This window comes from Leeuwenhoekiella sp. A16 (assembly GCF_047946675.1).
Classification (GTDB): domain Bacteria; phylum Bacteroidota; class Bacteroidia; order Flavobacteriales; family Flavobacteriaceae; genus Leeuwenhoekiella.
In genome coordinates this window covers 314,362-330,519 of sequence record NZ_CP172313.1, presented here as the reverse complement: position 1 = coordinate 330,519, position 16,158 = coordinate 314,362, and the positions used below count along the sequence as shown (strand labels likewise).

At 37.4% G+C, this 16,158-nt stretch carries 19 protein-coding genes; 6 read left to right on the top strand and 13 right to left on the bottom strand.

What is annotated here, in order from left to right:
- Complete coding sequence (locus ACH3O9_RS01395) at window positions 1-1,269, bottom strand: PQQ-dependent sugar dehydrogenase (protein WP_416446599.1); 1,269 nt, start codon at window positions 1,267-1,269, stop codon at window positions 1-3.
- Window positions 1,270-1,673: 404 nt separating this feature from the next.
- On the opposite strand from ACH3O9_RS01395, the gene ACH3O9_RS01390 reads away from it, so the two are divergent.
- Window positions 1,674-3,215 carry a SulP family inorganic anion transporter gene (locus ACH3O9_RS01390; protein WP_416443634.1) on the top strand — a complete coding sequence of 514 codons (1,542 nt, stop codon included), beginning with the start codon at window positions 1,674-1,676 and terminating at the stop codon, window positions 3,213-3,215.
- Window positions 3,216-3,307: 92 nt separating this feature from the next.
- On the opposite strand, the gene ACH3O9_RS01385 is transcribed toward ACH3O9_RS01390, so the two are convergent.
- The 11 genes from ACH3O9_RS01385 to ACH3O9_RS01335 form a co-directional block, all read right to left on the bottom strand.
- Window positions 3,308-3,436 carry a hypothetical protein gene (locus ACH3O9_RS01385; RefSeq protein WP_416443632.1) on the bottom strand — a complete coding sequence of 43 codons (129 nt, stop codon included), beginning with the start codon at window positions 3,434-3,436 and terminating at the stop codon, window positions 3,308-3,310.
- A 103-nt stretch (window positions 3,437-3,539) separates the two neighbouring features.
- Window positions 3,540-4,301, bottom strand: coding sequence for a tryptophan synthase subunit alpha (trpA, locus tag ACH3O9_RS01380; protein ID WP_416443630.1), 762 nt, complete (start codon window positions 4,299-4,301; stop codon window positions 3,540-3,542).
- A 161-nt stretch (window positions 4,302-4,462) separates the two neighbouring features.
- Window positions 4,463-5,647: a tryptophan synthase subunit beta gene (gene trpB, locus ACH3O9_RS01375; protein ID WP_416443628.1), complete on the bottom strand. Its 1,185-nt coding sequence runs from the start codon at window positions 5,645-5,647 to the stop codon at window positions 4,463-4,465.
- Between the two features lie 170 nt (window positions 5,648-5,817).
- Window positions 5,818-6,429, bottom strand: coding sequence for a phosphoribosylanthranilate isomerase (locus ACH3O9_RS01370; protein ID WP_416443626.1), 612 nt, complete (start codon window positions 6,427-6,429; stop codon window positions 5,818-5,820).
- Window positions 6,430-6,546: 117 nt separating this feature from the next.
- Window positions 6,547-7,329 (bottom strand): indole-3-glycerol phosphate synthase TrpC, encoded by a 783-nt coding sequence (trpC, locus tag ACH3O9_RS01365; RefSeq protein ID WP_416443624.1) that lies wholly within the window; start codon window positions 7,327-7,329, stop codon window positions 6,547-6,549.
- 90 nt (window positions 7,330-7,419) lie between these two features.
- Window positions 7,420-8,412 (bottom strand): anthranilate phosphoribosyltransferase, encoded by a 993-nt coding sequence (gene trpD / locus ACH3O9_RS01360; protein WP_416443622.1) that lies wholly within the window; start codon window positions 8,410-8,412, stop codon window positions 7,420-7,422.
- 90 nt (window positions 8,413-8,502) lie between these two features.
- Window positions 8,503-9,075 carry an anthranilate synthase component II gene (locus ACH3O9_RS01355; protein WP_416443620.1) on the bottom strand — a complete coding sequence of 191 codons (573 nt, stop codon included), beginning with the start codon at window positions 9,073-9,075 and terminating at the stop codon, window positions 8,503-8,505.
- Between the two features lie 2 nt (window positions 9,076-9,077).
- Complete coding sequence (locus ACH3O9_RS01350; protein ID WP_416443618.1) at window positions 9,078-10,475, bottom strand: anthranilate synthase component I family protein; 1,398 nt, start codon at window positions 10,473-10,475, stop codon at window positions 9,078-9,080.
- A gap of 239 nt (window positions 10,476-10,714) precedes the next feature.
- Window positions 10,715-11,281, bottom strand: coding sequence for a YceI family protein (locus ACH3O9_RS01345; protein ID WP_416443616.1), 567 nt, complete (start codon window positions 11,279-11,281; stop codon window positions 10,715-10,717).
- Window positions 11,282-11,334: 53 nt separating this feature from the next.
- Window positions 11,335-11,967, bottom strand: coding sequence for an NAD(P)H-dependent oxidoreductase (locus ACH3O9_RS01340; RefSeq protein WP_416443614.1), 633 nt, complete (start codon window positions 11,965-11,967; stop codon window positions 11,335-11,337).
- Window positions 11,960-12,418 carry a MarR family winged helix-turn-helix transcriptional regulator gene (locus ACH3O9_RS01335; protein WP_416443612.1) on the bottom strand — a complete coding sequence of 153 codons (459 nt, stop codon included), beginning with the start codon at window positions 12,416-12,418 and terminating at the stop codon, window positions 11,960-11,962. The genes ACH3O9_RS01340 and ACH3O9_RS01335 overlap by 8 nt, the downstream gene beginning before the upstream one ends.
- A gap of 221 nt (window positions 12,419-12,639) precedes the next feature.
- Between ACH3O9_RS01335 and ACH3O9_RS01330 the strand changes: the two genes are divergently transcribed.
- From ACH3O9_RS01330 to ACH3O9_RS01310, 5 genes are all read left to right on the top strand, one after another.
- Window positions 12,640-13,149, top strand: a complete 510-nt coding sequence (locus ACH3O9_RS01330; protein WP_416443610.1) for a TlpA family protein disulfide reductase — start codon at window positions 12,640-12,642, stop codon at window positions 13,147-13,149.
- A gap of 22 nt (window positions 13,150-13,171) precedes the next feature.
- On the top strand, window positions 13,172-13,792 hold the full coding sequence (locus ACH3O9_RS01325; RefSeq protein WP_416443608.1) for a thioredoxin family protein: 621 nt from the start codon (window positions 13,172-13,174) through the stop codon (window positions 13,790-13,792).
- Window positions 13,793-13,961: 169 nt separating this feature from the next.
- On the top strand, window positions 13,962-14,282 hold the full coding sequence (locus ACH3O9_RS01320) for a rhodanese-like domain-containing protein (protein WP_416443606.1): 321 nt from the start codon (window positions 13,962-13,964) through the stop codon (window positions 14,280-14,282).
- Window positions 14,283-14,304: 22 nt separating this feature from the next.
- Window positions 14,305-14,700 carry a rhodanese-like domain-containing protein gene (locus ACH3O9_RS01315; protein WP_416443604.1) on the top strand — a complete coding sequence of 132 codons (396 nt, stop codon included), beginning with the start codon at window positions 14,305-14,307 and terminating at the stop codon, window positions 14,698-14,700.
- An 89-nt stretch (window positions 14,701-14,789) separates the two neighbouring features.
- On the top strand, window positions 14,790-15,062 hold the full coding sequence (locus ACH3O9_RS01310) for a hypothetical protein (protein WP_416443602.1): 273 nt from the start codon (window positions 14,790-14,792) through the stop codon (window positions 15,060-15,062).
- Window position 15,063: 1 nt separating this feature from the next.
- Here the strand turns inward: ACH3O9_RS01310 and ACH3O9_RS01305 are convergent, their stop codons facing one another.
- Window positions 15,064-16,149, bottom strand: coding sequence for a Gfo/Idh/MocA family protein (locus ACH3O9_RS01305; protein ID WP_416443600.1), 1,086 nt, complete (start codon window positions 16,147-16,149; stop codon window positions 15,064-15,066).
- Window positions 16,150-16,158: the final 9 nt, after the last annotated feature.

Here is a 16,158-nt window from a genome sequence, read left to right as displayed (position 1 = left end):
TTATTTGTTAGCAGTTACTTTCCAGATTATACCACTGTCATCATCGTTTACAAGAAGAGAACCGTCTGGTGCTACGGCGACACAAACTGGTCTGCCATATACTTCACTATTTTCTTCATTTGCAATGAACCCGGTTAAAAAATCCTGTGGTTCCTGTGGTTTCCTCTGATCAAAAGGTACATAAAGTACTTTATATCCTGAAAAAGGTTTTCTATTCCATGAACCGTGTTGACCTACAAAAGCTCCATTTTTATATTCAGCGGGAAAATCATCTGCTGTATAGAAAGTTAAGCCTAAAGATGCTGTGTGACTGCCTACAGGCACATCTGGCACAATTGCTGCCGCTACTAATGAATCGTGTGGCTCATCTTCCCAACGGGGATCTTTTATTTGACCATAATAACTAAACGGCCACCCATAAAAACCACCTTTTTTTACACTTGTGATATAATCGGGAACCAGGTTATTACCTAATTCGTCTCGCTCATTCACAGCTGTCCAAAGATCTCCGGTCACAGGATTCCAGTCCATACCCACAGGGTTACGTAAACCATTAGCGTAAACTATTTCACCGCTTCCGTCAGGGTTAACTTCTAATATATTTGCGCGTCTAACTTCTTTTTCCATTCCGTATTCACCCACATTGCTTGATGAACCCACAGAGATATAAATCTTATCACCAGCTTCATTGGTGATTATATTTCGCGTCCAGTGATTATTATAACCACTTGCAGAAAGATCTACAATTTTTTCACCTTCACCTTCCAGTTTAGTGTCGCCCTCTTTATATGGCCAGCGGTAAAGACCATCTGTATTTGCAATATAGAAGTAGCCGTTAAGAGCAAGCATCCCAAAGTTTTGATTGAGCCCATCTTTAAAGATCATGCGTTCATCAACTTCACCATCTTCATCTGTATCTCTCAATAGCGTAACGCGATCTGCGCTGTTACTGGTGTTAGCTTCTGCTACAAAAATGTCGTTGTTAGGTGCAATATATGTCCACCGTGGGTGTTCCAGATTGTCTGCAAAACGAGTTACTGTAAAACCTTCTGGTGCCTGCGGCGTCATACCTTCTGGCCATTCAATAACAGTACTATTATTGCTCACAGATTTTGAAGTGTATGGGGAAACCAGTTCTAATGGGCCTATAGCTGTTTCTACCGAAGTGGTGCCATTATCTGCCAGTTCTTTCTTTTCTTCCTTAGTTACCTTATCAGAACATGAAGCCATAATGAGCGCCATAAGGATGGCCGAGTATATCTTTTTCATCATCAATTATTTTTTGATGAAATTTAGCTATTCATTTCTCCTAACTAAAAGATATAAGGGGGATTATAAAATCTTTAACAGCATTAAGCTTTTTTCAAAAGAAGGCTACAATTTTTAATTTTTTCTACAGCAAGAAAAATCGCCTTAAACAGGTTTAAAAAAGAAGGAACAGGTGTTTTATAACGTCTTGTGATTTTGATTAAAAAGGTTATTTTTGCAGCGATATTGTGAAAACGTAGTTCATTTTATCGCGGTTACTTCGTCTTAATTAAGTATTTAAGTCAGGAAATAACTTCAAAATCATTTGTCGAATCCTTATTCGATATTCTCAATAAAATTAATTGGCATTTAACCTACTTGTTTTCTAATTAAGAAACCATACCACAACATATTTCTATCATTTTATGAAAAAAGTATTCAACTTATTTGATTTATCGCAAAAGGTAAATTATAAAACAGAGGTATTGGCAGGTTTAACTGTGGCTATGACCATGATCCCAGAATCGCTGTCATTTGCCATACTGGCTGGCTTCCCGCCATTAATGGGGTTATATGCTTCTTTTATAGCTGGTCTGGTTACTGCAATATTTGGAGGCAGACCAGGCATGATCTCTGGTGGAGCAGGAGCTACAGTAATTACATTGATTGCCCTGATGAATTCAAACGGGTTAGAGTATGTTCTTGCTGCTGTTGCTTTAGCTGGTGTTATTCAACTTTTAATTGGGCTTTTCAAATTGGGTAAGTTTATTCGATTAGTGCCTCATCCTGTAATGTTTGGCTTTGTAAACGGGTTAGCTATAATCATATTTATGTCACAATTAGAGCAGTTTAAGACAGTAGTAAATGGAGAAATTACCTGGCTTTCTGGAACTTCTTTATATATAATGGCTGGCTTAGTAGCCTTAACTATTGCAATTGTGGTTTTATTGCCTAAGGTGACAAAAGCAGTTCCCTCCTCATTAGTTGCTATTATAGTAATTTTTGTATTGGTTTATTTCTTAGGAATTGAAACAAAAACGGTAAAAGACATAGCATCTGTTAGTGGTGGTTTTCCTCCATTCCATATACCTAATATTCCAATTAATTGGGAAACTTTAAAACTAATCGCTCCATATTCTATGATTATGGCAGCTGTAGGATTAACAGAGGGTTTACTTACTCTTAGCTTAGTTGATGAAATTACCGAAACAAAAGGAAACGGAAATAGAGAATGCATCGCCCAGGGTGGTTCTAATATTTTAAACGGCTTTTTCTTTGGGATGGGTGGCTGCCCAATGATCGCTCAGACTCTAGTTAATTTATCGGCTGGCTCAAGAGCGCGTTTGGCGGGAATAATAGCTTCTTTAACTATTCTAATGATAATATTATTTGGCGCTCCAATTATTGAAAAATTACCAATGGCCGCTTTAGTAGGCGTTATGATTATGGTTGCTATAGGAACTTTTGAATGGGTAAGCTTGAGAATATTTAATAAAGTGCCTAAAAAAGATATTTTCCTCGTTATAATCGTTACTCTTATTACAATTATCTTGCACAATTTAGCTTTGGCCGTGTTAGTAGGTGTTATTCTCTCTGCTTTGTTTTTTGCCTGGGAAAGCGCTAAAAGAATTAGAGCCAGAAAATATGTTGATGAAGATGGTGTAAAGCACTACGAAATATTTGGCCCGCTGTTCTTTGCTTCTACAACTGCGTTTACTGAGAAATTTGATGTGGCTAATGACCCTGAGAATGTTATAATTGATTTCAAAGAAAGTCGTGTTTCAGATATGTCTGCAATTGAAGCTTTAAACGTGGTGACACAACGCTATCACAAGGCTGGCAAGAAAGTTCATCTAAGACATTTAAGTAAGGACTGCATAAAATTGCTCAAAAACGCAGAAGCCATTATTGATGTAAATATTATGGAAGATCCTACTTATAAACTGGCTACAGATAATAGAGAATAGCATTTCCACAGGGAAACATGAATGAACATAAAAAACCCGGGTCAGATTTGCTGAACCGGGTTTTTCAGTTGATTAATGATATTTGGGATTAGTTATTTTTTGTTTTCTTGTTTTTTAATTGTTTTCTCGTCTATATCTACCTTATTTGTCTCTACATTTCTATTTCCTGTAGGATTAGTAGGAGTCGTTTGTTCTGTCTTTCTTTCAAATTTCTTATCCATCTCGTTATCTTTTTAAATTATACCCCTAAGTTAAAAGATGAAGGCGTTAATTTGTTTTAAAGAGAGGTTAAACTGTTCTTAATGAGCCAATTTTCGATTAGTTTTACCTGATTTTTGACACAAAATCGGCGATTTTTCCTGTGCCTTCTTCAGTTAAATGCTTTATAAATGCTGAACCTATGATCGCGCCTTTCGCTTTCGCTGTAGCGGAAGTAAACGTTTCCGCATTGTTTATACCAAAACCTACAATCTGCGGATTTTTAAGCTCCAGAGCCGATATTCGGTCAAAATAAGCGGTTTGTGCATCACCAAAGCCACTCGTTTTGCCCGTTGTACTTGCGCTGCTCACCATGTAAATAAATGCGTTTGAAGCCTCATCGATCTGCTGGATGCGCTCATCTGAAGTTTGCGGTGTGATGAGGAAAATATTTCTCAGATTGTGCTTATCAAAAATAGGCTTGTAATGCTCTTCATATTCAGCAAGCGGAAGATCAGGTAAAATGAGTCCGTCAATACCTATTTCCTCACATTTTGCACAGAACTTCTCAACACCAAATTGCAGCACCGGATTAAAATATCCCATAATAATCAAGGGAATAGAAACGTTTTTGCGAATATCTTTAAGTTGTTCAAACAACAGAGAAGTGGTCATTCCATTTTTTAAAGCAGCGGTAGAACTTTCCTGAATTGTAGGCCCGTCTGCCAGCGGATCGCTAAAAGGCAAGCCAATCTCGATCATATCGATCCCACTTTTTTCAAGATCCTGGATTATCGAAACCGTATCATTTTTTGAAGGATAACCGGCTGTAAAATATATAGAAAGTAGCTTTTTGTCTTCAGCTAATTTTTGATTGATTCTGTTCATAATGTATTCTTTTTAAAAAAGTTCCTTACCTTTTAAGGGAAGGTGGTTGAGTTTCCGAAACTGGAAGGGTTTTACCACCCCGTCAGCTTTCGCTGCCACCCCTCCTAAAAATAGGAGAGGAGCCTATTCCGCCTTCGCGGAAATGAAAAAATTAATCTGGCCTAAGCCAAATTAAAATATTCTATATACGTATTAAGATCTTTATCACCGCGACCGCTTAGATTCACCACAACAACATCATCCTTTTTAAATTTACGTGTTTTAAAAATCGCTAGTGCATGAGCAGTCTCGATTGCCGGAATAATACCTTCAAGCTTACTTAGTTCAAGTCCTGCTAACATCGCGTCATCATCTGTGACAGAAATAAACTCCCCGCGACCACTTCTAAACAAATGCGCGTGCATAGGGCCAACACCGGGGTAATCGAGTCCGGCAGAGATGGAATACGGTTCAGTAATTTGTCCGTCCTCAGTTTGCATGAGTAGCGTTTTGCTTCCGTGAATAATTCCTTCTTTTCCTAATGCTGAGGTTGCGGCGCTCTCGCCGGTATCAATTCCTTTTCCGGCTGCTTCAACGGCAATAATTCCCACTTTGGGATTATCCAGATAATGATAATAAGCACCTGCCGCATTGCTGCCGCCACCTACACAAGCGACTACAAAATCAGGTTCTTCACGGCCTTCTTTTTCAAGTAGTTGTTTTTTAATTTCCTGCGAAATCACACTTTGAAAACGTGCCACCATATCAGGATATGGGTGTGGACCAACAACACTGCCAATGATATAATGCGTATCTGTAGGATTATTAATCCAGTCGCGAATGGCCTCGTTTGTGGCATCCTTTAGCGTTTTACTTCCCGAAACTGCCGGGACAACTTTCGCACCCAGCATTTTCATACGAGCCACATTAGGAGCCTGTCTTTTAATATCTACAGAACCCATATAAACTATGCATTCCAGACCCATAAGCGCACAAACTGTCGCGGTGGCAACACCATGCTGTCCGGCTCCGGTTTCTGCGATTATGCGTTTTTTACCAAGACGTTGCGCCATTAAGATCTGGCCAATCGTATTGTTTACTTTATGCGCACCGGTATGGCAAAGATCCTCACGTTTGAGATAAACTTTTGCGCCATATTTTTCTGAAAAGCGCTTAGCATAATACAGCGGAGTAGGGCGACCCACATATTCTTTAAGCAGTTGGTGAAATTCTTCCTGAAAATCATCCTGCTGCATAATTTTTATATAATTCTGGCGTAGCTCTTCTACGTTAGGATACAGCATCTCTGGGATGTATGCTCCACCGAAATCACCGTAATATCCCTTTTCGTTTACATTATAATTCATAATTTTATTTTTTATCTGTTCATTTCTTTTGCTCATCCAAAAGAAACGAACCAAAGAAAAAAGATGCCTTTTCTTAGGAATTTTCGCTTCGGCGAAACCGTATTTTAAAAATAGGCGCTGCGCTGGTATTCCTGTTTTAAATTCCTATTCTTGAAGAAAAGGTTTCCTCATCAATCATATATTTTTATTTCTTTTATAAAATCTTCTAATTTCTGAACGTTTTTTAAGCCCGGTTTGTCTTCAAATTTGCTGTTTACGTCTACCGCATAAATCGGGAGATCTGTATCAAAAATCGCCTTTAAAGCGTCAATTTCGTCTAAACCTATTCCGCCACTGAGGATTATAGGTTTGTCCGACTCGTATTTTTTTAAGATCTGCCAGTCAAAAGTATAACCGTTTCCGCCTTTTGCTTTTCCTTTTGTGTCAAAAAGAAATTTATCTACATAAGGTTCGTATTCATCAAGAATAGAAAAATCAAAAGTATCTTTTATGCCGAATACCTTCCAGACTTCTATTTGATGCGGTTCATTGTACAATTCCTGCTCTAGTTCCTGGCAAAACTCCACACTTTCATTACCGTGAAGCTGGATAATATCAAAGTCATACAGTTCTACTTTTTCAAGAATAGTATCCATTTCTTCATCCACAAAAACGCCTACTTTCTTTATTTTTTCAGGTAATTCCGGAATGTCGCCTTCAAAATGGCGTGGCGAATCTTCATAGAAAATAAAACCCAGATAGTCCGGCTGAAGTGCCGCGACCTCGGCTGGATTATATTTCATACCACAAACTTTGAGTTTCATAACTTAATTCCTCTAGAGTTTTCTTAACCACCCCTATTTCAGTAAGCTGAAATTTTCCCCTCCTTGAAAAGTAGGGGAGCAGGGTTATTTGTTTAACTACGCTAAACTATCTATAAATTCTTTTGCTGCCGCGCCGGGGTTATCAGTTTTCATGAAGTTTTCACCAATTAGAAAACCTTTATAACCAAACGGCTGCAGCTCTTTTATTGCCTCAATATTACTAATTCCGCTCTCTGAAACTTTTACAAAATCATCTGGGATTTGCTCAGAAAGCGATTTGCTGGTTTCCAGACTAACTTCAAAAGTTTTCAGGTTTCTGTTATTCACACCTAGCATATCGAGCGACGGCATGATCGATTTTTCTAGTTCGTCAAGATTATGCACTTCAAGCAAAACATCAAGCCCTAAACTTTTTGCAACCTGAGAAAGAGCCGTTATTTGCTTTCGCGAAAGCACAGCCGCGATCAATAAAATCACATCTGCACCGTGAGCTTTTGCTTCTAAGATCTGGTATTCATCAATAATAAATTCCTTTCGCAACAGCGGAAAATTTGTCGCCGCACGAGCAATTAAAAGATCGTCAAGCGAACCGCCAAAATACTTGCCATCTGTTAAGACAGACATCCCACAAACACCGGCTTTTTCATAACCAAGGGCGACATCCTGAACATTTAAATTATGGTTTATAATCGATTTGCTCGGCGAACGACGCTTATGTTCTGCAATAATTCCGGTTTTGCTCGTGCTTAAAATTTGGCTCAAACTTGCCGATTTTCGGTCAAAAAGCACCGATTTTTCGAGCTGAGAAACGGGTATTAATCCCTTTTTTAAAGCGACTTCTTTGTATTTGTCTGCGACTATTTTATCTAGAATATTCATTTCTCTTTTTTCCTGAATGCTATAGAATGAGTTAAAAAACCACCCCGTCAGCTTACGCTGCCACCCCTCCTTTTTAAGGAGAGGAGCTTTTTATTTACTTAATTCAATTAGTTTATTCAGCTTTTCTAGTGCTTTGCCGGAAAGTAGGGATTCTTTTGCTTTTTCAAATCCTGCTTTTGGCGAAAGGTTTTCTACCGTCGCGATTGCCATTCCCGCGTTTGCGGAAACCACGTTATTTTGTGCTTCAGTTCCTTTCCCGCTAATAACTTCCATAAAAATCTTAGCTGAACTTTCTATACTGTCACCGCCGTAAATTTCTTCAGCATTTATTCGGCTTACGCCAAAATCTTCGGCGGTCAACATACGCTCGCTAGTGTTGCGTATCGCTTTTGTTTTCCCCGTAAGGGAAATTTCGTCATAACCATCAGTCGAATGTAGAATCGTAAAATTCTTATCACTTTTTTGATAGAGATACCCATACATGCGGGCCAGTTCCAGATTAAAAACACCGACTAACTGATTCTTAGGAAACGCCGGATTTACCATGGGACCCAGCATATTAAAGAAGGTTTTTACACCTAGTTCTTTGCGAATAGGACCAACGTTTTTCATAGCCGGGTGAAACAGGGGAGCGTGCAGAATGCAAATTCCGCTTTCATCAAGGCAGCGTTTTAAAAAGTCTTTATCATTGCTGAATTTAATGCCCAGATGCTCCATCACATTGCTGCTACCACTAACGGAAGAAACACCATAATTACCATGTTTTGTTACATTAATACCTGCACCTGCAGCGACGAAAGAAGAAAGTGTTGAAATATTGAATGTATTTTTCCCGTCACCACCTGTACCGCAAAGATCTATAGAATTATAATCTGTAAAACCTACCGCCACGCAAAGATCAAGAAGTGCATCTCTAAAACCCTCAAGCTCTTCTACCGTAATGCTACGCATCATGTAAACGGTGAGAAAAGCAGAGATCTGACTTTGATTGTATTTACCTTCAGAAATATTGACCAGCACTTCGCGCGCTTCAGCTTTGGTTAAAATTTCGTGATTTATTAATCTGTTGAGTATTTGTTTCATTTTCCCTCTAACTCCCCCAAAGGGAGAGGATTAATTTTAATTTTTAATTACTGTTTACCGCCAGTTTTAGGCTAAAATTTGCCGATTTTTCTATGCTTCTACCCAGTTTTTAATGATCTTTTTTCCTTCAGGAGTTAAGACAGACTCGGGGTGAAATTGCACGCCGCGCACATCGTAAGAGCGATGTCTAAGCGACATGATCTGGCCGTTTATGTCTACTGATGTAATTTCTAGTTCGCCGGGGAATCCGTCTGGAGAAACAACCCAGGAATGATATCTGCCTATCTCAAACTCTTCTGCGATATCTTTAAACAGGTGTTCATTTTGTACAGTTTGTTTTGCAGTTGTAGCTACACCATGAAAAACGTGGTCAAGATTGGTTAATTTACCGCCGAATACTTCACCAATTGCCTGCTGACCCAGACAAACGCCAAAGATACTTTTTGAAGGGGCATATTGTTTAATTATTGCTTTAAGAAGACCAGCTTCATCTGGGATGCCAGGGCCGGGAGAAAGCAATATTTTATCATAGGCCGCAACCTCTTCAATTTTTAATTTATCATTACGAATAACTGTTACTTCACAATCAAGATCTTCAAGATAGTGAACGAGGTTGTAAACAAAGCTGTCGTAATTATCTATTACCAATACCTTTTTTTTCATCTCTAAATTTCTTCTGCCAGTTCTAGTGCTTTAGTAAGGGCACCTAATTTATTATACACTTCCTGAAGTTCGTTTTCAGGAACACTATCACTTACGATTCCCGCACCTGCCTGATAATGTAATTGATGGTTTTTACTCAGGAATGATCTTATTATTATGGCGTGGTTAAAATTACCTTCAAAATCCATAAAACCTATCGCACCGCCATAGAAATCGCGATTAACAGTTTCAAATTTTTCTATGAGTTGCATGGCCATATATTTAGGCGCTCCACTTAACGTACCTGCCGGGAAAGTATCTGCGACAACCTGCATTGTAGAAGTTTTAGGATGCTTGATTCCCGTTACTTTGCTTACAAGATGAAGCACGTGCGAGAAAAACTGAACTTCTCTGTACGTTTCTACCTTTACATTTGAGCCGTTGCGACTAAGATCGTTGCGAGCCAAATCGACAAGCATGACGTGCTCACTGTTTTCTTTAATATCTTCAGATAATTTTTTTGCGAGTTCTGCATCTTTTTCATCATTCCCGGTACGTTTGAATGTGCCGGCAATAGGGTGAATTTCTGCCTTGCCATCTTTTACAATAAGCTGAGCTTCTGGCGAACTACCAAATATTTTAAAGTTTCCGTAATCGAAATAAAATAAATAGGGTGACGGATTTATGCTGCGCAATGCGCGATATACATTAAACTCATCGCCATTAAAACCTTGTGAAAATCGCTTTGAGGGAACTATCTGGAAAACATCACCGCGCTGGCAGTGCTTTTTGCAGGTTACCACCAAATCCTTAAAATCTTCATCAGTAATATTAGCCGAAGGTTTCCCACTACGCGAGAAATGATATTCTGCGAAATTTTTAACCTTTAATAATTGCTCAATCTGACCTACGTTATTTTCGCCCGAAAGGGAATGCGAGAATATATATGCTTCATTATTAAAATGATTTATAGCGATAATATTACCGTAAACAGCATAGTAAATATCAGGAATTTCCAGATCACCCTGCTTTTTTGCAATTTTTATCTGCTCATAATACCGCACCGCATCGTAAGACATATAACCAAAAAGACCATTGTGAATGAACTTATGATCTGAAGTTTCAGTTTTAAATGATTTTGCAAAATCTTCTAGAATAGCTACAACATTAGTTTCTGCGTCTATATTTTGCTTTTTGGTCGATCCGTCTGGGAAATGTTGTTCTATTATTTCGTTTTGAACTTTAATAGAGGCAATAGGATTACAGCAAACGTAGCTGAATGTATTGTCATTTGCGTGGTAATCGCTACTTTCAAGCAACAGGCTATTGGGAAATTTGTCTCGCAATCTCAAATACACTGAAACGGGTGTTAAGGTATCTGCGAGTAGCTTTTTGCTGAAGGTTTTTAATTTGTATTTCATTTCCTGATATTTCGAGAAAAAATCTAGTTGGTCTTTTAATATTTTAAGCAACAAAAAAGGCTTGTCGTGATGACAAGCCTTTTATATGTTTTATAAATACAAGGTATCAATCACGACATTACTGCTGCGAGATCCACCACCAAGTATTTACTGTTCTGTTTTTCATAATTTGAAATTCAAAGATAGAAATAGATGTTTAAAAGACAAACTATTTTTAAACAGATAATTAAAAATAATTCTTAGAATTTTAATTCTACATCAAGAGTGAAATCGTCATAGATCGTTTTGTCTCCTAAATTATCAAAGAAGCTACCAGAACCATAACGAATGTCAAATTTACTACGGTCAATGGTTAATTGTGTAGTTGCGGTATTATCGTCTACATCAAGATCAAAAGTTATAGGCTGTGTGGTTTTTTTAATTGTAATATCACCGGTTACTTTATAACCTGTACCCGTTTTTGTAGTGTTTGTTATTACCAATGTAGCTTCAGGATGACTGTCTGTACCAAAGAAATCATCACTCTTTAAGTGACCTTCTAATTTACCTTTACTATCGCCGGTAAGGTCTGTAGAGACAAGAGAAGTCATGTCGATGACAAATTTACCTCCTTTGATCTCGTCATTTTCCATTTCAAAATAACCTTCTTTAAGATTAATTGTACCGTTATGAGACCCTGTTACTTTTTTACCTTCCCATTTAATGGTACTCTCTTTAATACTCACTTTCTCTAAAAGGTTAGAAGTGAAAGAAGCAGTTGTTGCGGCAATTGCCAGAATTAAAATTGATTTTACTGTTGTTTTCATGGTGATTTTAGATATTAATTATTGTATATACAAATGTTTAAAACGAAAAAAAATTAAATAGTTTCAAAAAGGACTTCCTTGGGTCTTCTAACCTTAGGGAGGTGTTGCGTAGCGTCATCTATGCTGCGGTAACCTAAAGCCACAATTACTGAAGCATTGTAGTCATTATTAGCTAAGCCAAGGATTTCATTGAATTTCTTAGCATCAAAACCTTCCATAGGGCAGGTATCGATTTTAAGTTGGGCAGCGGCTGCAAGAAGATTGCCTAAAACAATATAGGATTGCTTGGCTGTCCATTGAGCTTTCATTTCAACAGCAAGATCAACCACATTCTTTTTCATATAATCTGCCATGCCGCTAAGTTGAGCGGGTTCTATACCTCTTACTTTACTTATCTCATCAACATAACTGTCTACCAGGTTTTCGTCAAAATCGGCTTTATTTGCAATTACGATTAGATGTGAAGCATCAACTATCTGGCTCTGGCCATAAGCAGCGGGTTGTAATTGCTTTCTTATTTCCTGATCTTCAATCACAAATATTTTATAGGGCTGAAGACCATAAGACGAAGCAGACAATTGCATAGCCTCTTTTAAAATATTTAGATCTTCTGCGGCTACTTTTTTAGAAGAATCGAACTTCTTAGTGGCATAACGCCATTTTAAAGCTTCTATATAGTTATTCATGAGTTCTTATTTTGTCAAGTAAATTATTTAGGGTTTCAATTTCTTTATCAGCAAGGTTTCCCAGCATTTTAGCATTTGTTTCCTTTGTGATAGGGTCAAGTGTTTTAAGAATCTCAAGACCATCTTCTGTAATGATAATCTCAACCATTCTCCTGTTATGCGGGCATATTCTGCGATCTGCGTAAGCCTTCTTAATGAGCTTATCTACCAGACGGGTTGTATTACTATTTTTATCTACCATGCGCTCTTGTATGCATGACAGACTTGCCGGTGTTCCTTTTTGACCACGCAGAATTCTCAAAACATTGTATTGAGGAGTTGTTAAGTCATACTCCTTTAAAATTGCAGATACAGCTTCTTCCATAACTCTTGTAGTATACATCAGGTTAATTACCGTTTTTGTAGGAAGGTCTATAGCGGTTGCAGTTTTTATGACTTCTTCAATTTTCATATACGTATGTACAATATTTGTATGTACAAATGTATAATGATTTTTGAATATTTCTTAAAATATAGAGAGATTTAACATTTGAAGGTAGGATGCTTTTATCTAATTTAGAATGTTATAGTATTCTTAAAATGCAAAGTGGTGATTATCTTATTATTAATTTTGCAAAAAATAATATTTTCTTGAGCCTTCGATTGATTTTAACTGTATTTGTTACACTTCTGATGATTTCCTGTAAAAATGAAAAATCGGCAGAAAACGCTGATTTATCGGTAAATTCAGATCAAAAATCGGTAGTTAAGGATGAAAATGAGATTAAAGTTGTATCTTATTCTTTCAATGAATTTGAAAAGCTTCTTTATAAAGAAGATGACAAATTACATATTATAAATTTTTGGGCAACCTGGTGCAAACCATGTATTGAAGAATTGCCATCTTTTCAAAAGATAAGAAAGGAATATGCCCATAAAGGTGTAGAACTAACCCTAGTAAGTCTTGATTTCCCTAAACAATTAGAGACACGCCTTGTCCCTTATATTAAAAAACATAATATAGAGGCAGAAGTGGTGCTTTTAGACGATCCTAAAGGCAATGACTGGATACCCAAAGTAGATTCGACCTGGAGCGGGGCAATACCTGCAACCCTTATTTATGATGCAAATCATCGTAAATTTTACGAGCGCTCTTTCAGCTATGATGAACTTAAACAAGAAGTTGAAGGGTTTGTTAATTAAAAATTTAAATGCATAGTACAAAATGAGAATGTTAAAGGTGCTAACCGTTGTAGCAATTGTGATCATCATTTCAGCGTTTGCTGTTGAGAATTTTGATTTAAGTGCTTCTGGTTATACAGTAGGAGATGAAGCTGTAGATTTTAGCTTAAAAAATGTTGACGGTAACATGGTTTCTTTAAGTGATTATACTGAAGCCAAAGGATTTATAATTGTATTTACCTGTAATACCTGCCCGTTTGCGGCTGCTAATGAAGATCGCATTCTTGCACTTGATAAGAAATATAGTGAGCTGGGTTACCCGGTAATCGCGATCAACCCAAACAATCCTAGTGTTAAACCCGGAGAAAGCTTTTCTATAATGCAGAAGCGTGCAAAACAGAAGAAGTATACATTTCCATATCTTGTAGATCAAGGTCAAAAAGTGTTTCCTAAATATGGTGCTAATAAAACACCTCACGTGTTTGTTCTTCAAAAAGAAGATGATAATAACATAGTGAGATATATAGGTGCTATAGATGACAGTGTACGAGAACCAGAAAGCGTAGATAAAAGGTTTGTTGAAGAAGCGGTTGATGCGTTACTTACAGGTAAAAAAGTAGAAGTAGAAACTACTAAAGCAATTGGCTGCTCTATTAAAGCTTAAATTAACTCAATAGATAAATATAGATCCGGAGTAGGTGTTACTTCGGATTTTTTATACCTGTAAATCAGGTTTAATTTTTAGATTTGTAAGGATTTAAGGTAAAAGCGCACCAACATAAAGCGTGACTTAAAATTAATTATATACACTTTAGCACAATAACAGTATAAGAATGAAGAACATCACACAAGAAGAATGGGAAGAAAGCATCGCGAATGATAAAGATGCAGTTGTATTAGATGTAAGAACCCAGGAAGAAGTAGATGGAGGTATTATACCAGATTCTAAACATATAGACATTTATAAAGGACAGGGTTTTATAGATGAAGTAGAAAAACTCGATAAATCTAAAAACTATTACATCTACTGTCGCTCTGGTAACAGAAGTGGTCAGGCTTGCCAGATCATGGATAAATTAGGTTTTGAAAATACATATAACCTCATGGGAGGCTTTAATGAATGGGATGGCGATGTCACCTATCAGGACGAGTAGCTTCTCAGCAACATAAAACGCTATGAAATCAATATTTTACGCTGCTCTTTTAGTACTTGTTGTAGCCTCAGTTTATTCTTGTAAGAAAGCAAAAGCCGCTACAGGAGTAGAGGTCGTTTCGGTTAACGAAATGAAAGAATTGATGAAGTTAGACGAGGTGCAAATTGTAGATGTTCGCACGAAACCAGAGTACAAGTCTGGGCATATTAAGGATGCTCAAAACGTGGTTTACGATGAAAATTTTGAAAAGAATATATCTGCACTTGATAAATCGAAGCCTATAGTGGTTTACTGCCAGAAAGGTGGTCGTAGTGCAAAATGCGTTAAAATCATGGAAGAAGCGGGTTTTCAGGAAATATATGATCTTGAGGGCGGCATTACTAAATGGATTTATGCCAATGAATCTGTTGAGAATTAAACTTAACGATTACGATAAGTTGTCTTAACAATTTGTTAAAGAATAAAAAAAGGGTATTTTTGCAATGAATTGTAAAAATACCCTTTTTAATGAGGATTAATTGGACCCCCGATAATTCCAGTAAATGTGATCAGGTAGAAGAACTTCTAAAGATAGAATATGACTTTAGAAAAACACTTACCAAACTCTTACTATCACATTCCAGCTCAGATAAGTCCGGTGAAAGTGATTTGTATGATTATGAATTTAACTTCAATACAATTACACGAAAATTCTCTTTTTTAAACCTGTCAACTTCAGATAAAATACAGGTTAGATTGCTCACTTCTGATGAGCGCACAAAACATTACTTTGAAGTTTAGGTTATAAATTAATAACCTGCCCGTCATTTTCAGCTGACTTATAGATTGCTTCTACAATGCGTATATCACGCTTACCTTCTTCACCAGGAACGAGCATAGGCTTATTCTGCATAATTGCCAGTGCATCGTCATCCATTTGTTTTGCTTGCTCATTGCCTTTAAATGGTTGCAATACTTTACCATCACTAGTAGTACCTTTTACACCGGTATAACTTGAAAATGGCTCAAGCCTGTAACTGCCATCTGCACAGGTGACATCAAGGTAGTTAATAGAATCTGCATAAGTCACCCTGCAATCTGCTTTTATACCGCCAGGAAATTCAAGATCAAAATAGGTGATCTCATGCGCGTTATTTTTAAAAAGATCAGGTCTTGTTGTCTCGTGCCTGGCAGATACAGAAATAGGTTCCATACCTGTACTGTATCGCGTTGCATTTAGAGGATAAACGCCCATGTCGTACATAGCGCCACCACCTTTTGCCCCGTCCAGCCGCCAGCCGCCACTTTGACCAATTCTAAAACCAGCTTCAGTCTTTACATTTTGTATAGCTCCATACGGTTTAGTATCTGCCCAGCCAATAATAGTTTGTGTGACCGGTTCATGCTGCATACGATAACCTATAGCGAGTTTTACTTTATTCTTATTACAGGCATCAATAATAGTTTGACATTCATCTGCGGTAATTGCCATGGGTTTTTCACACCAAACATGCTTCCCCGTATCTGCTGCCATAACAGCATATTTTTTATGTAAAAAAGTGGGAGTAACAATGTAAATAACATCAATGTCGTCATTGTTTGCTATCTCGTGCATATTGTCATAGTTGTACACGTTTGCGTCAGGAATGTTATATTTCTTTTGCCAAACAGGAATTTTTTCCGGGCTACCGGTTACGATTCCTTTTAACTCACAGTGATCTGTAAGCTGTAAAGCAGGAGCAAGTTGATTAGTGCTATAACCTCCTAACCCTAATAAGGCGATACCAAGTTTTTCTTTTGGTTTACCAAATAGAATATTGGGGAATGGTAAAGTTGACGCAGCTACAAATATTCCAGATTTCTTTATAAATGACCTCCTGTTTTCCATAAGTTACTT

Bases quoted from the DNA above. Each gene is read 5' to 3' on its own strand.
- ACH3O9_RS01395 (WP_416446599.1), bottom strand. From the start codon at position 1,269: ATGAAAAAGATATACTCGGCCATCCTTATGGCGCTCATTATGGCTTCA.
- ACH3O9_RS01390 (WP_416443634.1), top strand. From the start codon at position 1,674: ATGAAAAAAGTATTCAACTTATTTGATTTATCGCAAAAGGTAAATTAT.
- ACH3O9_RS01385 (WP_416443632.1), bottom strand. From the start codon at position 3,436: ATGGATAAGAAATTTGAAAGAAAGACAGAACAAACGACTCCTACTAAT.
- trpA (WP_416443630.1), bottom strand. From the start codon at position 4,301: ATGAACAGAATCAATCAAAAATTAGCTGAAGACAAAAAGCTACTTTCT.
- trpB (WP_416443628.1), bottom strand. From the start codon at position 5,647: ATGAATTATAATGTAAACGAAAAGGGATATTACGGTGATTTCGGTGGA.
- ACH3O9_RS01370 (WP_416443626.1), bottom strand. From the start codon at position 6,429: ATGAAATATAATCCAGCCGAGGTCGCGGCACTTCAGCCGGACTATCTG.
- trpC (WP_416443624.1), bottom strand. From the start codon at position 7,329: ATGAATATTCTAGATAAAATAGTCGCAGACAAATACAAAGAAGTCGCT.
- trpD (WP_416443622.1), bottom strand. From the start codon at position 8,412: ATGAAACAAATACTCAACAGATTAATAAATCACGAAATTTTAACCAAA.
- ACH3O9_RS01355 (WP_416443620.1), bottom strand. From the start codon at position 9,075: ATGAAAAAAAAGGTATTGGTAATAGATAATTACGACAGCTTTGTTTAC.
- ACH3O9_RS01350 (WP_416443618.1), bottom strand. From the start codon at position 10,475: ATGAAATACAAATTAAAAACCTTCAGCAAAAAGCTACTCGCAGATACC.
- ACH3O9_RS01345 (WP_416443616.1), bottom strand. From the start codon at position 11,281: ATGAAAACAACAGTAAAATCAATTTTAATTCTGGCAATTGCCGCAACA.
- ACH3O9_RS01340 (WP_416443614.1), bottom strand. From the start codon at position 11,967: ATGAATAACTATATAGAAGCTTTAAAATGGCGTTATGCCACTAAGAAG.
- ACH3O9_RS01335 (WP_416443612.1), bottom strand. From the start codon at position 12,418: ATGAAAATTGAAGAAGTCATAAAAACTGCAACCGCTATAGACCTTCCT.
- ACH3O9_RS01330 (WP_416443610.1), top strand. From the start codon at position 12,640: ATGATTTCCTGTAAAAATGAAAAATCGGCAGAAAACGCTGATTTATCG.
- ACH3O9_RS01325 (WP_416443608.1), top strand. From the start codon at position 13,172: ATGAGAATGTTAAAGGTGCTAACCGTTGTAGCAATTGTGATCATCATT.
- ACH3O9_RS01320 (WP_416443606.1), top strand. From the start codon at position 13,962: ATGAAGAACATCACACAAGAAGAATGGGAAGAAAGCATCGCGAATGAT.
- ACH3O9_RS01315 (WP_416443604.1), top strand. From the start codon at position 14,305: ATGAAATCAATATTTTACGCTGCTCTTTTAGTACTTGTTGTAGCCTCA.
- ACH3O9_RS01310 (WP_416443602.1), top strand. From the start codon at position 14,790: ATGAGGATTAATTGGACCCCCGATAATTCCAGTAAATGTGATCAGGTA.
- ACH3O9_RS01305 (WP_416443600.1), bottom strand. From the start codon at position 16,149: ATGGAAAACAGGAGGTCATTTATAAAGAAATCTGGAATATTTGTAGCT.